The sequence below is a fragment of the Caballeronia sp. DA-9 genome (genome assembly GCF_051615025.1).
GTDB lineage: Bacteria > Pseudomonadota > Gammaproteobacteria > Burkholderiales > Burkholderiaceae > Caballeronia > Caballeronia sordidicola.
The window spans coordinates 1,131,158-1,146,493 of sequence record NZ_CP195132.1 but is presented as its reverse complement, the minus strand read 5'-3'; the positions used below and the strand labels follow the sequence as shown (position 1 = coordinate 1,146,493).

Annotated in this window: 22 protein-coding genes; 6 read left to right on the top strand and 16 right to left on the bottom strand. The window is 58.2% G+C overall.

Annotated elements, in window-relative coordinates:
- Positions 1-132: 132 nt before the first annotated feature.
- Together ACRWA7_RS11590 and ACRWA7_RS11585 are read left to right on the top strand one after the other, a co-directional pair.
- On the top strand, positions 133-1,467 hold the full coding sequence (locus ACRWA7_RS11590) for an LLM class flavin-dependent oxidoreductase (protein ID WP_438391147.1): 1,335 nt from the start codon (positions 133-135) through the stop codon (positions 1,465-1,467).
- 272 nt (positions 1,468-1,739) lie between these two features.
- Complete coding sequence (locus tag ACRWA7_RS11585; protein ID WP_060818603.1) at positions 1,740-1,979, top strand: hypothetical protein; 240 nt, start codon at positions 1,740-1,742, stop codon at positions 1,977-1,979.
- Between the two features lie 340 nt (positions 1,980-2,319).
- Here the strand turns inward: ACRWA7_RS11585 and ACRWA7_RS11580 are convergent, their stop codons facing one another.
- Positions 2,320-2,505, bottom strand: a complete 186-nt coding sequence (locus ACRWA7_RS11580) for a hypothetical protein (RefSeq protein WP_438391146.1) — start codon at positions 2,503-2,505, stop codon at positions 2,320-2,322.
- Between the two features lie 60 nt (positions 2,506-2,565).
- Here ACRWA7_RS11580 and hfq point away from each other — a divergent pair, with 60 nt between their 5' ends.
- Positions 2,566-2,895, top strand: a complete 330-nt coding sequence (gene hfq / locus ACRWA7_RS11575) for an RNA chaperone Hfq (protein ID WP_438391145.1) — start codon at positions 2,566-2,568, stop codon at positions 2,893-2,895.
- 191 nt (positions 2,896-3,086) lie between these two features.
- On the opposite strand, the gene ACRWA7_RS11570 is transcribed toward hfq, so the two are convergent.
- From ACRWA7_RS11570 to ACRWA7_RS11535, 8 genes are all read right to left on the bottom strand, one after another.
- A complete protein-coding gene (locus tag ACRWA7_RS11570; protein ID WP_438391144.1) occupies positions 3,087-3,566 on the bottom strand; it encodes a DUF6572 domain-containing protein in 480 nt (159 codons plus the stop codon).
- Between the two features lie 83 nt (positions 3,567-3,649).
- Positions 3,650-4,732 carry a tyrosine-type recombinase/integrase gene (locus ACRWA7_RS11565; protein WP_438391143.1) on the bottom strand — a complete coding sequence of 361 codons (1,083 nt, stop codon included), beginning with the start codon at positions 4,730-4,732 and terminating at the stop codon, positions 3,650-3,652.
- 31 nt (positions 4,733-4,763) lie between these two features.
- Positions 4,764-4,976: an excisionase gene (locus tag ACRWA7_RS11560; RefSeq protein ID WP_438391141.1), complete on the bottom strand. Its 213-nt coding sequence runs from the start codon at positions 4,974-4,976 to the stop codon at positions 4,764-4,766.
- A 55-nt stretch (positions 4,977-5,031) separates the two neighbouring features.
- Positions 5,032-5,241: a hypothetical protein gene (locus tag ACRWA7_RS11555; RefSeq protein ID WP_438391140.1), complete on the bottom strand. Its 210-nt coding sequence runs from the start codon at positions 5,239-5,241 to the stop codon at positions 5,032-5,034.
- A gap of 195 nt (positions 5,242-5,436) precedes the next feature.
- Positions 5,437-6,024 (bottom strand): hypothetical protein, encoded by a 588-nt coding sequence (locus ACRWA7_RS11550; RefSeq protein WP_438391139.1) that lies wholly within the window; start codon positions 6,022-6,024, stop codon positions 5,437-5,439.
- Between the two features lie 30 nt (positions 6,025-6,054).
- Positions 6,055-6,564, bottom strand: coding sequence for a DUF1643 domain-containing protein (locus ACRWA7_RS11545; RefSeq protein WP_438391138.1), 510 nt, complete (start codon positions 6,562-6,564; stop codon positions 6,055-6,057).
- A 217-nt stretch (positions 6,565-6,781) separates the two neighbouring features.
- Positions 6,782-7,816 carry a hypothetical protein gene (locus ACRWA7_RS11540; protein ID WP_438391137.1) on the bottom strand — a complete coding sequence of 345 codons (1,035 nt, stop codon included), beginning with the start codon at positions 7,814-7,816 and terminating at the stop codon, positions 6,782-6,784.
- A gap of 8 nt (positions 7,817-7,824) precedes the next feature.
- Entirely contained in the window at positions 7,825-9,600 is a 1,776-nt protein-coding gene (locus ACRWA7_RS11535) for a DNA cytosine methyltransferase (RefSeq protein ID WP_438391136.1), read from the bottom strand.
- Between the two features lie 207 nt (positions 9,601-9,807).
- Between ACRWA7_RS11535 and ACRWA7_RS11530 the strand changes: the two genes are divergently transcribed.
- The 3 genes from ACRWA7_RS11530 to ACRWA7_RS11520 all read left to right on the top strand — a co-directional run bounded on the left by ACRWA7_RS11530 (position 9,808) and on the right by ACRWA7_RS11520 (position 10,852).
- Complete coding sequence (locus ACRWA7_RS11530) at positions 9,808-10,077, top strand: hypothetical protein (protein ID WP_438391135.1); 270 nt, start codon at positions 9,808-9,810, stop codon at positions 10,075-10,077.
- Positions 10,078-10,341: 264 nt separating this feature from the next.
- On the top strand, positions 10,342-10,584 hold the full coding sequence (locus ACRWA7_RS11525) for a hypothetical protein (RefSeq protein WP_438391134.1): 243 nt from the start codon (positions 10,342-10,344) through the stop codon (positions 10,582-10,584).
- 28 nt (positions 10,585-10,612) lie between these two features.
- Positions 10,613-10,852, top strand: coding sequence for a hypothetical protein (locus ACRWA7_RS11520; protein WP_438391133.1), 240 nt, complete (start codon positions 10,613-10,615; stop codon positions 10,850-10,852).
- A gap of 216 nt (positions 10,853-11,068) precedes the next feature.
- On the opposite strand, the gene ACRWA7_RS11515 is transcribed toward ACRWA7_RS11520, so the two are convergent.
- From ACRWA7_RS11515 to ACRWA7_RS11485, 7 genes are read right to left on the bottom strand one after another with little or no spacing between them, the layout of a single operon-like run.
- Positions 11,069-12,244 (bottom strand): DNA-methyltransferase, encoded by a 1,176-nt coding sequence (locus ACRWA7_RS11515; RefSeq protein WP_438391132.1) that lies wholly within the window; start codon positions 12,242-12,244, stop codon positions 11,069-11,071.
- Entirely contained in the window at positions 12,241-12,741 is a 501-nt protein-coding gene (locus tag ACRWA7_RS11510; RefSeq protein WP_438391131.1) for a hypothetical protein, read from the bottom strand. The genes ACRWA7_RS11515 and ACRWA7_RS11510 overlap by 4 nt, the downstream gene beginning before the upstream one ends.
- 11 nt (positions 12,742-12,752) lie before the next feature.
- Positions 12,753-13,082: a hypothetical protein gene (locus ACRWA7_RS11505; RefSeq protein WP_438391130.1), complete on the bottom strand. Its 330-nt coding sequence runs from the start codon at positions 13,080-13,082 to the stop codon at positions 12,753-12,755.
- A 54-nt stretch (positions 13,083-13,136) separates the two neighbouring features.
- Positions 13,137-14,147 carry a phage Gp37/Gp68 family protein gene (locus tag ACRWA7_RS11500; protein ID WP_438391129.1) on the bottom strand — a complete coding sequence of 337 codons (1,011 nt, stop codon included), beginning with the start codon at positions 14,145-14,147 and terminating at the stop codon, positions 13,137-13,139.
- 25 nt (positions 14,148-14,172) lie between these two features.
- Entirely contained in the window at positions 14,173-14,544 is a 372-nt protein-coding gene (locus ACRWA7_RS11495) for a hypothetical protein (protein ID WP_438391128.1), read from the bottom strand.
- 14 nt (positions 14,545-14,558) lie between these two features.
- Positions 14,559-14,933, bottom strand: coding sequence for a hypothetical protein (locus ACRWA7_RS11490; protein WP_438391127.1), 375 nt, complete (start codon positions 14,931-14,933; stop codon positions 14,559-14,561).
- A gap of 14 nt (positions 14,934-14,947) precedes the next feature.
- Entirely contained in the window at positions 14,948-15,328 is a 381-nt protein-coding gene (locus tag ACRWA7_RS11485; RefSeq protein WP_438391126.1) for a hypothetical protein, read from the bottom strand.
- Positions 15,329-15,336 lie beyond the last annotated feature (8 nt).

Here is a 15,336-nt window from a genome sequence, read left to right as displayed (position 1 = left end):
AACGTCGTTTGTGCACGTTTTCGCCAGCCGACGTATTTTACGGAGGGCGTTCGTTCAACAACGACGTGTTCGCCTTTTGCACCGACCGATGCGGAGGCATTCCTATCAACGCTCCAGCGGAGCCTTATGACCATGCAACGTCGCTTGCGGCTGGGCGCTTTCATGCGGCCGGCCACCATTCACACCGGGGCGTGGCGTTACCCGGGCGCGTTCCCCGATGCCAACTTCAACTTCGCCCACCTCAAGCGTTTTGCGCAGACGCTCGAGCGTGGGCGCTTCGACGCGTTTTTCATGGCCGATCATCTGGCCGTGCTCAACATGCCGGCTCAAGCCCTGAAGCGAAGCCACACCGCGACCTCGTTCGAACCACTTACGCTGCTTTCGGCGCTCGCAGCGGTGACCGAGCACATCGGCCTGATTGCGACGGCTTCCACCACGTTCGACGAGCCTTATCACGTTGCGCGCCGGTTCGCGTCGCTCGACCATTTGAGCGGCGGTCGTGCGGGCTGGAATCTGGTCACCACGGCCAATCCCGACGCGGCGCTCAACTTCGGCCTTACCGAACACGTCGAACACGGAGAGCGCTACAAGCGGGGCCGCGAGTTCTTCGACGTCGTGACCGGCCTTTGGGACAGTTGGGCGGATGACGCTTTCATTCGCGACGTGCAAAGCGGCATTTTCTTCGATCCCGCGAAAATGCACGTGCTCGACCACAAGGGCGAAAGCCTCTCGGTGCGCGGCCCGCTCAACATCGCGCGGCCGGTGCAGGGGTGGCCTGTCATCGTGCAGGCGGGATCCTCGGAAGCGGGGCGGCAGATCGCAGCAGAGACCGCCGAGGCCGTCTTCGCCGCGCCGAAATCGCTGGCGGAAGGCCAGCGATTTTATGCCGACGTCAAAGGCCGCATGGCGAAACTCGGCCGTAATCCCGAGCATCTGAAAATCCTGCCGGCGGCGTTCGTCGTGGTCGGCGATTCGCTCGATGAAGCGAAGCACAAGCGCGCGCTGCTCGACACCTTCGTACATTACGACAGCGGCATTGCGTCGCTTTCCATCATGCTCGGCCACGATGTCTCCGGCTTCGATCCCGATGGACCGCTTCCGGAAATCCCCGAGACCAACGCAAGCAAGAGCAGCCGTGAGCGCGTGATCGAGTGGGCGGCGCGCGAAAATCTGACGATCCGTCAGCTTGCGCAGCGGGTCGGCGGCTATTCGGGGCTTGAGATGATCGGCACGCCGCAGATGATTGCCGACCAGATGGAGCAATGGCTCGTTGAAGCGGGTTCGGACGGCTTTAATGTGATGTTCCCGTACTTGCCCGGCGGTCTCGACGATTTCGTCGATAAAGTCGTGCCCGAATTGCAGGCGCGCGGCATTTTCCGGCGCGAGTACGAAGGCCGCACGTTGCGGGAAAATCTTGGCTTGCCGCGGCCGGCGAACCGCTACTTCGAGCCGGGCGCCAGAGAGTAAATACCGGCTTCCCGGAGAGTCTGGTCAATATCACCGGTCCCGCCGAGCGCCGCGCCCGCGCAATCCTGCAGTTCACCGCAACGGATTGCGCCGTTGCCGGGCCGCTTCCGTGAGCCTGAGTCGAGGGCACCAGAAGGAGAGTCAGGAAAAACTCGTGTTGAAGCGTTGCGGGCAATCCATTACATTCGACGCGTTGTCCAGATGTCGATCATCCGGCGCAAACCCGGGTGATCCGCAAACCACTACAAAATGATGTCATTTGGAGATTCACGATGAAAGCGATCAAACTGGTTTCCTTATCCGCTCTCTTGTTGGCGGTATCCGGTCTGGCCATGGCTCAGAGCGGCGGCGGCAATGGCAACGGCGGTGGCGGCGGTGGTAACGCGCACGGCGCGGCGACCGCAGGACCGACCACGGGTGGCGACAACTCGTCCACGCCGGGCAGCTCACGCGGCAAACCGCACTTGTTCAAGCACAAGCAAAAGAAGACGGCTCCGGCTGCAGCCCAGTAATTGCGGGCCGGGCAGCGCGATCAGTCCGTCGCGCCGCCCCTGTAAGCGATGAACGAAAAAGCTGTTACGGCCGAGGCAAACGGTCGTAACAGCTTTATTTTTTTCGTCGAGTGCTTTTCAGCGGACGCTTCGAAAGCTTCGCGTGTCACCAAGGCGCTGAACAGAGAGACTTTGTCCGTTTTTATACTGTCATTGTTGAACGGCCACGCGCGCCGGGATTTCCAGCGGGTTAATATGGATGCAACTCAGGTGCACTGAAACCGCTGGCCGCCATTAAATCTGTCAAATCCAGGAATTCTGAAATCAGTGATTTCAGTGTAATTTGAACTCTGGGCGGCGCTCATGCTCGAATGTGAGCAATCGGTGCAACAGTCGATGATCTGGCATCATGAAATCTACGGCGCTTGTCGCGGATGGTGCGCAACTGCTTCCATGTTGCGGCAAGGATCGGCAGCATATGATTCACGCGAAACCGCTGCGCCGGACTTTTATCACTATCCACCGGCTGCGCATCTTGGTTGCGCATCAATATTCCGGCGGATATCTCCCGGAATAGCCCGAAATACTAACGTCAGGTCGAATAAGAATGGCTACAGAATCCCAGCAGCAAAGTCAGAGCGATGTGTTGAACGCTGCACGCAAAGAGCGCAAGCGAGTCGCAATTTTCCTCGTGAACGGGGTGCGGCTGGTTGGTCACATCGAATCTTTCGATCAGTACCTGGTCATGCTGAGTTCGGCCGCTGGCATCCAGGCGGTCTACAAGCATTCCATCTCGACCATACAGGAAGACACCGGCAAGGCGTTCACCGCGGGCGCGGCGCGCACCGGCTCGGGCAGCTCACGCGATACCGACGCCAAGCGTCCAGTCGCGATCTCGCACAAGCGCCGCTTGCCGACCAATATCGGCGGCGAATAACGACGAACGGCGGCGCATCTGCACTATCCGGGTGCGCGCCATGCAGCAACGTCCAGCGCGGACCCGTTTGAGCGATCCGCTGACACGCGGTATGGACGACAAATAAAAAGGCGAGGCCTGTTTTGGGCTTCGCCTTTTTATTTCGCATCAATTCACGATTTCGTCATACTCCGAAAGCGTGTATCAAAAACTTATCGTCCCGATGACGTCTTTTTGCGCATCACCAATACTGGGTGATGATCGACCCGCACAATCTCGTTTGATTGCTTAGTCTCGGCAATCTCCGGCAGTGAGAGATCGAGTACATCGGCGACGGGTTCCAGCCGTGGACCTGCTGGAACGGTAACGGCGACGTCCGCGGCTTCTGCGCTATCCACCATGACGGAATCCTGTGCGGTCGTATGCCGCACGTCCACGGTGCGGCAGCGCACGTCGAATCCCACCGAGCGAATGATCGTCTCGCGTGTCTTCCAGAAAGCCTCGGCGGAGCGGGTCATGGGCCGCATGGCCACATACTCGATGATGACCGGATAACCTCGCACGCGCGGATAAGCCGCCAGCAGCTGGCCCGACCGGACGTACTGCGTATAACGATCTATCTTCTTTGTCAGCAGCGAAAAATGCGTCGCTTCGTCGTCCCAGTCGAGGTCGTCGAAAATGCCGACATACACACGCTTGAACAGGATGTTTATGCGCCCGGAAACCCTTTATCCATATAGCGCGTCCAAAATTCATCCAATATTCGTCCAAAATTCTAGCCAGCCTTAAGCTTGATTTCCGTCCATTCTCGACCCCGGACGTCGCGGTAAAGGCTGGTCATTTTCCCGGACTTGTGGCCGAGGAGAGCCTGGGCGAAATCTTGTCCGTACTCCTCGGTATAGAGGCGCGCGGCAAGAGATCGGATTTCATGAAAACTCGCCGGCGTGCGGCCGGCCGGTACGGCGAGCTTTGCCTTATCGCGGAAGTGCGCGAACTTGATACTGAGCGTGCCACTCTTTGGCGCCGTGCCGGGTTCTACGTTGCCGGTCTTGCGCACGAGGTGGATCACGTTTTTCGATAGAACCTGGTCGCGGCACTTTTTAAGTACATCTTCCAAAGTCATCCCCATGGCATCGAGTCGCAGGCCGAGTGGGATGCGCAGCTTCGCGCGCTTGCCTTCCTTGCCCTTCGATTGCTCGACCAGCAGATACCCGTCTTTGATGTCTTCAAACCGCATCTTTGCGATGTCCTCGCGGCGCTGCCCGCACATGAGCGCGAGTTCCATTGCGTTTGCAATCCAACAATCAACGCGTTCCTTGCGCGCCTCAGCGAGGATTGCCTTGAAGTCGTCGAGCGTAAGTCGCGTACGCTTCACATCCGACTTCGGCTTCAGCACCGACTCAACCGGACTTTTCCCAACTTCCACCAGACCATTCTCGATTGCGTCGCGATAAACGTCGACCAAGCGGTTACGGATTTTTGCCGCGGCGTTAGGGCCACGCGTCGCCTCGCTTTCACGAATGAATGCCGCGATCTCCTTTGGCGTAATAAGACCGATTGTGTTCTTCGCGAAGTCCGCAGCACGTATGGCATTCAGCGCCGCCTTCATACCGCTGATTGTGCTGGCGTTGCCTGTCAAGCGCATGTTCTCATAGGTGGTGCAGTAGTCCTTGAGCGAGACGTCTGCACCGTCCATCCGTTGAAGCAGGCTGACAGCACCTTTGCGTCTCTCGAGTTCGGCGTTGGCCGTGCGCGCCTGGGCGGCGGCAACCTTGAAGTCGCGACCGAGCCCGAAGGGTTCGCCGGTGGCAGGGTTTTTGAACCAGTAATAGCCTTGTCCGTTCTTGTATAGATTCATCGGCCAATTGCGGCGCGATGCAATTCGACGCCTAGCGGCCACGTGTCATCCTCTCAATTTTGTCGGCGACCGGGTCAACGTATTCCGCTTTCGGATCGCAAAAATACTTGTTTCCGATCTTCTTCGGTGCCGGCCGAATCTTGCCGTTGTGCACCCAGTTGCGCAGCGTGTTCGGATGCGGCTTCCAGTCGGGAAAGATCGTGGCCGCCCACGATGAAACAAGGATCAGTTGTGCTTGTGCCATGCCGGCAACTCCTAATAGGTTGCTGCGATGCGCAATAGCGCGTCTATGTGCTGCATCAAATCTTCACCTTCTTCATGAACAACTCGTGAGCCGCCTGATCGACCGATTGCCCAGCATCCAGTGCGTCCATGAGGCTGTCGTAATCGTCATCGACCCATTTGGCGGCCACTTCGGCTGATCGATTAAATTTCTTGACCAGGGCCGCCTCTACTTTCTCGCAATAGCGATCAGCGGCCGGTCGGATGTTGGATGGCTTTCGTTTCACGGCATGCTGCTCCTAATCGCCAAGACTGCTTGTACGTGCGTTACTTCGAAATCGTCGGTGTTCCGGCAACGACGATGCTGTCTTTCCTGCACGCTTGGCAGTAGGTCGCCACTTTCTTGCCGGACGTTTCGCCGCGGCGCATAACGACTCGACTTGCCTTGCACTTCGGACATTTGAATTTGTCTCGGAACATTTTCATCTCAATTCCTTCTCAGCTTGCGCCAGCGCGGCATTCAACCTCGCCATGACTTCGTGCGAGCCGCCTTTGTCTGGATGATTCACGCTCGCCGCAAGCCGGTAATGCCGACGCACGACATCCAGGTTAGATTCGCTGGCACTTACTGCAAGCACGTCACGCCATGTTGGGTGCGCGTTCGGCGCTGGCAACGCCGTGAATCCAGTGAACGCTGCCTTCATCATGTCGCCAGTGCCCCATCGCGCGATACCGCGCAACGCGTCGATGGTCTTCACGATCGCTTGCATGTTGTGCTCGACGCGGTCCCAACGATCGCAGGCGAAGCTCATGGGCTGTCCTTCATAGGTGAAGTAGACAGCAACGCCTTCATCCTCGATCTTGCGATAGCTGGCGTAGGGCAAGCCATCCTGACGAAGCGGAATGTTGGTTGAGATCACAAGGTTACGGCCACCGAGACGCCGCACTTCGGCTATCAGTTCATCGCGCGCCACGGCGAACGTGGACTCAAATCGCGCGCGTGAGCGGCGGTGGCTCTCTGTTCGCTTTCGACCCGTCGGCCATTGAAGCGGATATGCAGTTACGGTCATAAGTCTTCCTCTCCCCGCGTAGAGCGGGAGTTACTCAGCCAAAGCAAGGGTGCTTGCAGGTTGCCAGTTAATAAGCGGCGTGTCGTATGCGAGCATGAGCGGGTGCAATGGATCGCCTGACTTCGACAGCCCGAAACATTTCATCGGCTTTCCACTTGCCACGAGCATCGCTTCGACCTCGTCGTATCGGTAGCGCAAGCGCTTCGGAACCTTCGTTCGCGGTCCCCACCCAGGCACCAGCACGTCTGCATCGGCGATGATCTGAGCGAGATGCATATCGTTGTCAGGACCAACCGGATCGACTGCCGCCGCCAGCTCGCGCACGTCGGTCGCACAGAAGGCGAAGGGATTGCCGACGATCATCCGGCGACCCTTGTTGAGCAACATGAAGCCGCGCCATTTCGTGACTGTATGATCCGGCTTAACCGCGTTGGCCGTTGAACCGTTCACGCCGAAATAGGCAATGACGATTCCTGTTGGCAAGCCCTCGCGTTCGAGCCGGTAGCGGTATAACCCGCAGGCGCTGAAGATCGCGCTCATGGCTTCACCTCATCGCTTAATGGTTTCTGAGGCGCCGTAAGACCACGCCATTTGTCGCTTTCTTTTTGGCCGAACAAGCAGTACACCGATGCTTTGTGATAAAGCCATGTGTTGCCATTCCAATATCTTTCCTCTGGCGGCATGGTCCCCCAGTACGAGACCTCGTAATAACCGGCTCTTACCGGGTCGATCGATGCCGGATACCAAAGCGTTCTTTTCACGATGCATCCTCTGGTTTCTGGGGCGGTGCTGACTTCAGACCTCTGATGCGGTCAGCAACTCCCGGATATACCCGCTCAAACATTGCAGCAGCTTCATCTAGCGCCGCATCCCGCGCACGGTCGCCATAGCAGTTTTCTTCGTCACCTGCCGCCCACCCAAACAGCAGATACGCATCATTTGCCGCTCGCTCGCCATCTGGATTTGGTTGTCCAGCAATCGACGGCATCCAGTAAAACAGGGCCTTTTGCAGATCTGCGATGTGTTTTTTTGCTTCGGCGAGTTCCTCATCCCGCACGCTCTGCGCATCGGATTGCAGGGATTGGGGCGCGGTCGAGATTAATCGCCTCGCTTCAATGCTGTGCTCGGCTTCTAGAGGCCCTTCGGATTCGATGCCCTCCTTGATGTATTCAAGCGCGTCATGTAGCCACGCCACTGGCACGCTCTGCGCCTCAATATGGTCTGCATCCTTTTGCGGGGGTTGGGATGTGAGAATCCACCGAATTTCTTCGCGGATTTGCGAGAGCATTTCTTGTTCAGCCGCTTCAAGATCGGCGTTCGTTACACGATCAGACATTTCACCGTTATATGGCCTGCGAAATCGTTCTACGATGTTTCTGTAGATGTTGAATGCGTCTACGATACCCGCAAGGTTCCCGTATTTTTGCTCATGGGCTTCGCGCATTTTCTTTGCATACGGATGCTCGTCTTTGGGCGCCCTGCGCCATGCCGGGAGCGCCACCGGCTCTTGTTCCGCTGGCGTGGCGCGGGCGGATTGCAGGATGGCGAGTTCGTCGCACTTATCTCTATGGTCAAGGTAGTGCCGATACGCGCCTTCGATAAACCCCTGCTCGATCATCGCCGCGATTCGTTTGGCCCGGTCTGCCTCATCGGGCAACGCAGCGATCCCTGCTGAAATCTCGCTGAGACGAATCTCAGCCGCCCATATCGAGGACATTGCTTCGAGCGCGGAAAGCGCTTTGCCGCGCGCACGCCGTTGATTTGGGCTCATCTGTTCGAGTTCGTCGGTCATGATTGTCCTTATGCGGCCGCGTAAGCCAGTTCTTTCTCATGGGCGAAGTTGGCGACGATCAGTGCCTTAGCCATCGGCGGGCAGACCGAGTTACCACACATGCGCACCTGGGCGCTCTTCGTGAGTTGTAGGCCCTGTGCGGCGTCGTCTCCGATGATGTAGTGCTCAGGGAATCCTTGCGCCCGGAACAGTTCGCGCGGCATGAGCATGCGCAGACCGATGTCGACAATCTGATAGTCCTGCCCGTGGATCGTGACCAGCCCGAAGCGATCGCGGCTAGTGACGGTGGCAAGCGGCCCGTCGAGCTGCGGCGCTTGGTCCGTTCCGTAGTAGCTGAGCAAGAAGGCTCGTACTTCGGCGTGATGCTGGCCGCCGGCGCTTACCGTGGCAAGCGGTTCGTCGGTGGCGGCCGCTGTGCTCGTGCCGCGCAGTTTGATGAGATTGCTAGTGACAAGCGCCGTGTCGTACTTTGCCGTCACGGTCGCCGTTGGTTCTTCGATGCCGCGCGGCCGGCTCTGGCCGGCGCGCGCGCCGACGCCTACCAGGCACGCTGACACAAGGCTGTGATGATCGGTCGACGTCACGGTGCCGGTCGGTTCTTCGAGGTCTGACCCAACGACGCCCGTGTAATGCTTCGCCAGAAAGGCGCTGACCAACGCGTGCTTCGATGTACCGCTGACAACGGTGCCAAGCGGCTTCTCGATGTCCAGCGCGCGCGGCGCTTGCCCCTCGCGTTCGCCGTAGCCGGTTTGAACAAGCGTGGCCGCCATCAGCGCTTTCTCGCCGCGGTGCGCCCCGGTTATCGTGCGCATCGGCTCGTCGATCGCCTCGTTGCGATCTCCGCCTTGGTGCGTGACCGGAACGATGCTCGGTACGACGAGAGATCGATGATTCTCAGTCGTCAGCGTGCCGAAGGGCTGCGCTACCGTTACAGGCTTCCCGGCATAGATCGGACCACCTTGCCCAACTAAAAACGGCGATGGACTGTTGACCACGTACCGCATAATTCCTTTAGCGATCCGGCGCAACGTCGCTTCGGCCAGCGGCCGGTTGCGTTCGAAGATCGACGGGCAGGGCGCAGACCAGTCGATGCATTCAGCGGCGGTGCGCCATGGTTGCAGCTTTCCGGATTTGACACCGATCTTGTCCGGCGCACCGTGCGTCGGCGCCGGCCACACGATAGGAATGCCGTCGCGCCGCGCGACGAGGAAGAAGCGCTTGCGGATCGTCGGCGTACCGAAGTCGCTCGCACGCAGCTCGCGGTGCTCGACGTTATAGCCGTGCTCGCGCAATTGACGCACGAAGCTATCGAACGTTTTCCCTTTCTTTGCAGAGTCCGGTTTGGCGTTGCCGTCCGCATCGATGACGAGCGGCCCCCACGTCTTAAATTCTTCGACGTTCTCGAGCATGATCACGCGCGGTTTGCACTTTGCCGCCCAGCGCAACGTGACCCAGGCCAAGCCGCGAATCTTTTTCTCGACTGGTTTTCCACCTTTGGCCTTGCTGAAGTGCTTGCAATCTGGCGACAGCCAGACAAGGCCGACCGGCTGATTGTTGGTGACCTTGATCGGATCTACGTCCCACACGCTTTCGCACAGGTGCTTCGTGCGCGGATGGTTCGCAGCGTGCATCGCGAGCGCCTGAGGATCGTGGTTGATCGCAATATCGACCGGACGGCCGAACGCTTGTTCAAGTCCTTCGCTGGTGCCTCCGCCACCGGCAAAGTTGTCAATGATCAATTCGCTGCCCAAGTCCAGCGCGAGCGTCATCAAGTCACGTCTCATTTTCTAGTCCTTTGTATCCGGCCGCGTTTGGCTGGTCCTAAACTTGCTTCAATAGTGTTAAACGATTGCTGAATACGCCGCCTTCGTGCGGGTAGGCAGCGGTTTCCGATTCACGGAATAGCGAAAGAGGCAGATGGCGGAGCGGCGGTCTACAGCGCTCCTTCGTCACTCGGCGCTTTGCAAGCCAGCACTCTTTGGATGGAAATCATGAGCCTTCACCGTGATCACGAATTCCGTTTCACCTACCGAAGGAAAACCGGGAAAAAGCTGGCCTATAGCGTTGGTTTCAGCGTCAGCGACGCGAGATGGGATGGCAGTTTTTATTACGACTTCGATGTCGTGAGGGACGAAGCCATTTCGATACTGCATGCCGACGCTGCGCGGCTGGCAGGGCCGAGCTGTCGGATGGAAGTAAAAAAAATCGTGCATGCCCTGATACAGCAAGAGATCGAAGCTCTTTCGGACGATGCGGAGTAGCACCGGCTTAAGGGGTAGCGGTTGCACCCTATTGGACTGCCGATGCCAAGCCCATGCCGCCGAGGTTCGGTGTCAGGGCAAAGCTTGGCGAGAGAAGGTTGGCGGACAAGGCAGCCGGGTTGCGACCTCATGAGATCGAAGAGCTCCCGGTTCCTGGGCTACAGTTTTTGGATCAATCGCCGATAACAACGTAGTGGGTTGTACTAACGCTGATGCGACCGCACGGACGATACCGAGCGGCGAGATAAGACTCTGAGAGAAACAATGGACCAAGCAAAGGCGCAAAGAGCCGATGACGATGATCCGGCATTCCTAAAAGCGCGCGCGTTGGCGTTGGCGATGGTCGCCATACGACGTGCACAAGGGAAGCCGAATCCCAATGACTTCCCTATAGGAAGCGTTGAATGGACGCATGTCATTGCAGATTTTGCTGCGGATCTCATGCGCGTCCCTCCCGATATTTTGCAGAGCGTTATCCCTAAAACACGGAACGGCAGCGCGGAGTAGTTGTGCTGAATCCTTAAAAGGAGGATATATGCGCAAAATCAGTGAGACAAAAGCCTTTGATCTCAGCATCGCTGCGATACGAACGGCACAGGGAAAAGGAAACCCGGAAGATTTTGCAACGGGTACGCCAGAGTGGCAAAGCGCCCAGCTCGGCGTAATGCAAGACACGCTTCGAATTATCGATATGCTGCGAACCGAACGGAAGGCAGCATTGCGCCGCACCACAGATAAGCCCTACGTCGCTCGCAAAGAGCGAGCACGTAAATAATCGGCGCCAAGCTCGGTTCCGGATCTTATGACCGCTCCGCAATTCGTGTGAATGCCGGCGCATTGCCGACTTGCAACCGGATCTCGCATCGCTCCCGGTTTGCCACTAGAACCAGCAGGTCATGCGCAAGGCGTTGCGTGAGTTGCAATGTCGGATTCGTCGCAGAACAATAGTGGTCAAGCGAGTGGGCGTCGGCGCGGCCTAGTGGATCGGTGGTCACGCGTTCTCCAACATTAGGCCCGGCTGGCGAAGGCGATCGCGCTGCAGCGGTTCGTAAGCCGGATTCAGTTCACAACCGATCCACCGCCGGCCGAGACGCGACGCTACAGCCCCGGTCGTCCCGCTGCCGAAGAACGGATCAAAAACGATGTCGCCAGGCCGCGACCCAGCAAGAACGCACGGCTCGACTAACGCTTCTGGGAACGTGGCGAAATGCGCGCCTGGGTATGCTTCGGTCGCGATCGTCCAAACGCTCCGGCGGTTTGCAGTCGTCAGGTCGTATTCACTGTCGGCGCGGTCTGGGCGATGTGTACCCATGGTCTGGCCGGGATGCGCAACTGCGCGCTTCGAATCCTCGCGCTTGAAGTTGTCACGCGATGCACGTGTCTTTTCGGCAAAGGCCAACAAACCCGCTTTCGTGCGATGCCGCTCGTCGCCTTCGGCGTATGCGACCGCACCTTTCGGCGGATTAACATTGCCTGCGGTGCGCCCCTTTTCCCGACCTTGAGGGTGATATGAGCCATGCGCGCCCGGCGCCGTGTCCCATCCATCCGGCATCTTGTAATTTGCTATCGACGCAGACGGCGTGCGAATAGCCTCGTTGTCGTAGAAGTACTTTGATTTCTTCGACAAAAGAAAAAGATATTCGTGAGCCTTGGTGCAGCGGTCGCGTGTGGACTCTGGCATTGGATTCGGCTTGTGCCAGATGATGTCCTGACGCAAGTACCAGCCAGCGTCCTGCAGCGCGAAAGCAAGCCGCCACGGTTGGCCCATCAAATCCTTCGCCTTGATCCCATCATCGCGGATAGTGCCTGTTCCGCTTGCTTTGCGCTGGGAAGCGGCAACCTGCCGAGCGCTCAGCGATGCGACGCCAACGCCGCTGTAATCGCGCCCTTGGCTTCCCCATGATCCGGCGTAGCTGTCGCCCATGTTCACCCAAGCCGTTCCATCATCAGCAAGCAGCTCGCGGCACAGTTCGAACACGTCGGTGAGCGTCTCGATGAACTCGCGCAACGTCGGCTCATGACCGATCTGGCCATCGACGCCGTAGTCGCGCAGACCCCAATAGGGCGGCGACGTGACGATCGTCTGCACCTTCACGCCATCAGCGATCATTGCGCGCATCGTGTCGCGGCAGTCGCCAAAGTGGCAGGCGTTGGTCCAATCTTTCATGCTGTTTCCTTGACGATGTTGGACTCGACCCAAGCGCGCATCAGCTTCCAGCGCTTCGGCCCAATCATTTGTTCCGGGATCGCGACGCGCACTGAGCGGTTGTGTTGCTGCTGGAACCGCGTTTCCATCGGTCCGCAGATCTCTACGTCGACCCATTCGTAATCGCAGATCGTTTCGTCGTTCTCGTAGACAATCTCGCGCACCATGGCGGGCGCGAGATTGAAAACCCGCGCGACGGCGTCCCAGTCTTCTGGGTCAATCGGGTTCATGTCGATTCCGCGAACCTGCCCGAGGACACCGAGCGTGCAAAACTGACCATCTGCCGTCACAAGCGATTCGGCGGCGAGGACCTTATTCGGCATCGCATCCATCGCTGCCGCCAATTCCTTGAGTGCTGCCTGGCCGCGCTTGCCACGGATTGCGCGCTCTACGGCGCCGCGCCACAATCCACCAGCGCCGTCCTCGTCGTAGTCATCGCTGTATCCGCTTCTGCTCATGATTTCCTCGCTCAGTTGTATGCCGTCATGAACATGACCGGCATCGCGTAGCGTCCGCCATCGGTCCATGCATAGATGTCATGCAGCGATCCAGTCATGCGCTCAAGCGGCCGTTCGTTTTCGTCGCAATTGCGAATTGTCATGCGCTCACTGCCCGTGAACTCGCCCCATTCGACCGGCTCACCTTCGTAATTAACAGGGATGCCGTCGACGATCTTTTCGATACCTGTTCCGCAGCACGAGCTTTCCTCGATGAGCTGCTCGAAGGACTCGGCCACGAACATTTCGCTTTCTTCGCCGATCCAAAAGAAGCGCGGCTTCGGTGGAAATTTGACGGTCATCACATGCCTCAAAGATAGGGTGTGCCGCCAGTAGTGCGCGGCATGGGGTGGAGATCAGGACGCGCGATGTGCGGCGCGCGGGAATTCGTCATGAGTGCGTCCGTCGAGCATCCGGCCCGCGACCTTCTTGCCGCAGCGATAGACGACGGGCTCATCGTCGACATGCATCTCGGCCGCAGAGCCCGGTGTCATCGTGCTGAACTCCCATTCATCGTTCCACCAGTCGGCGACGCGCTCGCTACGCTTCATCGGGCCACCGCAGTTCTCGCCGGGTGCCCATTCGCCCCATTGCTTGAACAAGAAGGGGACGCCGGCGGCTTCACATTGGTCACGAATTCCCCGTGCCCATTCCGGATGTATGGGGCGAGCGTCTCTTCCGCTTTCGCCGCCAACAATTACCCAGTCGATACCGCTTTGAATCATCCATGGTTGGCAGATTCTTCCGCCGCCGCCTTGGTCAAGGTCAGGCCCCGGCATTGGACGCTCCAGATCGACGGGCCCGAGCAACGGTTCCATTGAAAGAAAATGCACCTTCGCCGGCACTTTCAACAACTTCGGAATGTCACGATCAGCTTCTTCCTGGTTGACGATCGTCGCGCCTATCCAGACGTTTTCAGGCATGCGCGGGTTTTGCAGGCATTCCAGGTCGAACTGGTACTGAGCCGTCTCGCTGACCATCGACATGACGTTGCCGATGCGTTTCGTCAGCAATAGCCAATCGAGGGCGGGCGTCTGAGCAATCAAGTCAAACAGATCGCGGCGCCACGTCGGATCGATAGCGTTATCAAATACGTCGGCGAGTGATGCGCAAAACACGCGCTGGCGCCGTCCGTGTGTAGCGAAGAACTCTGCGTGCGCAGCGTTCCATGCAACCGGCTTGCGCCAATTCGCGAGCGACGTGCGCCGTCGCGGGGCACCAGGTCCCCAGTTCACCGCCGTGCCGCCTGAGAAGCGAGCGTTGCGCGTTTCCGCATAGCAGTGATCGCATCCGGGGCCGACTTTCTGACAGCCTTCCCACGGATTGAACGTGTGATCTGTCCATTCGATCTTGCTGTTCTCGCTCATATCATCCTCAGTCGTTATGATTTAATCAGGCGCCGGTCGCTTTGGTGATTGCGGCCCGGGCTTTGGTGATGGCCTCGTTCTGAGAATTCTTCGCGCGATTCAGCAAGGCTTCGAACTTTTCACGGTCGCGGATGATTTCCGCCGTGCAGCCGGCCGGCTCGTCGAGATACCGGACAGTCAACATCAACGCTTCGAGCAAGTCAGGTGCGGCTTCAATCAAGCGAACATTAGCCCGCGTTTCTTCCTCTTCCCACTCGGGTGCGTCGTCATAGATCGGCTTCAAAACATTGGCAATCTTGAAGCGACTGCCCGCAACGCTCCCACGAATCCGGACGTACGGCTTATTGGCCTCATCTGGTAGCGTCATCCAGGGACCGAGGGTATGTTTTCTCGTCATATGGCCTCAGTCCGTTACTTGATGGAGATGTCGGGGATGATCATCGACGGCTTGAACACAACCTTGTAGTGGTAGACGCTCACGTCAGCCGCATCCATCTGCTCGACAAAGTACGTGACGTTGTCCGACAGACCGAGGAAGTGCTTTTTGTAGCTGCTCGGGCCGGTCTTGCACGTGATCGTGACTTCCTTTGGCTTGTCGGCGTTGCCCAGCGAACAGAGCCCTTCGATGGTCAGCATGTACTCGCCATTGATGCCGTTGTAGAACACGACACGGCGTTCAATCTGGAAGTTGTCAGCAGCTTTCGACAGATTGTTCGAGGCCACATCCGCGTCGCTGCAACCAGCCAGAGCAGCCAAGACGGCGCATGCGAGAATCAGTTTCTTCATATCGTCCTCAGCGGTTAGACCGCATCAGCGTTAGTCTGCTTTTGCGCATCGTGTTCGGCCTTTGCTACGTCGTAGTGAGCCTCCGAACAAAACCCTTTGCCCATCCACACGATGTTCGACGGCCGGCCGCACGCGCAAACAGGATTCGGGTTCGGCTGGTTCGCGTCGAACCATGCTTGTGGTTCTTTGCCGTATGGCGCGTCTTCGTCAGGAATCAGGCCGGGACCGGAAAGCGTGTTTTCGATCCACTGCATTGCCTCTTCAGCACCTTTTCCGTGACGCCATTCGATCCACGCCGCTTGCATTGCGACGAGAGTCATCTCCAGGGACTCCACGACCATCTTGTGCGCCTCTTTGTAGCGTTGTTCGTCCATCATTGCCTCAGTGGTTGGCACACGGTTGT

Bases quoted from the DNA above. Each gene is read 5' to 3' on its own strand.
- ACRWA7_RS11590 (WP_438391147.1), top strand. From the start codon at position 133: ATGCAACGTCGCTTGCGGCTGGGCGCTTTCATGCGGCCGGCCACCATT.
- ACRWA7_RS11585 (WP_060818603.1), top strand. From the start codon at position 1,740: ATGAAAGCGATCAAACTGGTTTCCTTATCCGCTCTCTTGTTGGCGGTA.
- ACRWA7_RS11580 (WP_438391146.1), bottom strand. From the start codon at position 2,505: ATGCGCAACCAAGATGCGCAGCCGGTGGATAGTGATAAAAGTCCGGCG.
- hfq (WP_438391145.1), top strand. From the start codon at position 2,566: ATGGCTACAGAATCCCAGCAGCAAAGTCAGAGCGATGTGTTGAACGCT.
- ACRWA7_RS11565 (WP_438391143.1), bottom strand. From the start codon at position 4,732: ATGAATCTATACAAGAACGGACAAGGCTATTACTGGTTCAAAAACCCT.
- ACRWA7_RS11560 (WP_438391141.1), bottom strand. From the start codon at position 4,976: ATGGCACAAGCACAACTGATCCTTGTTTCATCGTGGGCGGCCACGATC.
- ACRWA7_RS11550 (WP_438391139.1), bottom strand. From the start codon at position 6,024: ATGACCGTAACTGCATATCCGCTTCAATGGCCGACGGGTCGAAAGCGA.
- ACRWA7_RS11545 (WP_438391138.1), bottom strand. From the start codon at position 6,564: ATGAGCGCGATCTTCAGCGCCTGCGGGTTATACCGCTACCGGCTCGAA.
- ACRWA7_RS11540 (WP_438391137.1), bottom strand. From the start codon at position 7,816: ATGACCGACGAACTCGAACAGATGAGCCCAAATCAACGGCGTGCGCGC.
- ACRWA7_RS11535 (WP_438391136.1), bottom strand. From the start codon at position 9,600: ATGAGACGTGACTTGATGACGCTCGCGCTGGACTTGGGCAGCGAATTG.
- ACRWA7_RS11530 (WP_438391135.1), top strand. From the start codon at position 9,808: ATGAGCCTTCACCGTGATCACGAATTCCGTTTCACCTACCGAAGGAAA.
- ACRWA7_RS11525 (WP_438391134.1), top strand. From the start codon at position 10,342: ATGGACCAAGCAAAGGCGCAAAGAGCCGATGACGATGATCCGGCATTC.
- ACRWA7_RS11520 (WP_438391133.1), top strand. From the start codon at position 10,613: ATGCGCAAAATCAGTGAGACAAAAGCCTTTGATCTCAGCATCGCTGCG.
- ACRWA7_RS11515 (WP_438391132.1), bottom strand. From the start codon at position 12,244: ATGAAAGATTGGACCAACGCCTGCCACTTTGGCGACTGCCGCGACACG.
- ACRWA7_RS11510 (WP_438391131.1), bottom strand. From the start codon at position 12,741: ATGAGCAGAAGCGGATACAGCGATGACTACGACGAGGACGGCGCTGGT.
- ACRWA7_RS11505 (WP_438391130.1), bottom strand. From the start codon at position 13,082: ATGACCGTCAAATTTCCACCGAAGCCGCGCTTCTTTTGGATCGGCGAA.
- ACRWA7_RS11500 (WP_438391129.1), bottom strand. From the start codon at position 14,147: ATGAGCGAGAACAGCAAGATCGAATGGACAGATCACACGTTCAATCCG.
- ACRWA7_RS11495 (WP_438391128.1), bottom strand. From the start codon at position 14,544: ATGACGAGAAAACATACCCTCGGTCCCTGGATGACGCTACCAGATGAG.
- ACRWA7_RS11490 (WP_438391127.1), bottom strand. From the start codon at position 14,933: ATGAAGAAACTGATTCTCGCATGCGCCGTCTTGGCTGCTCTGGCTGGT.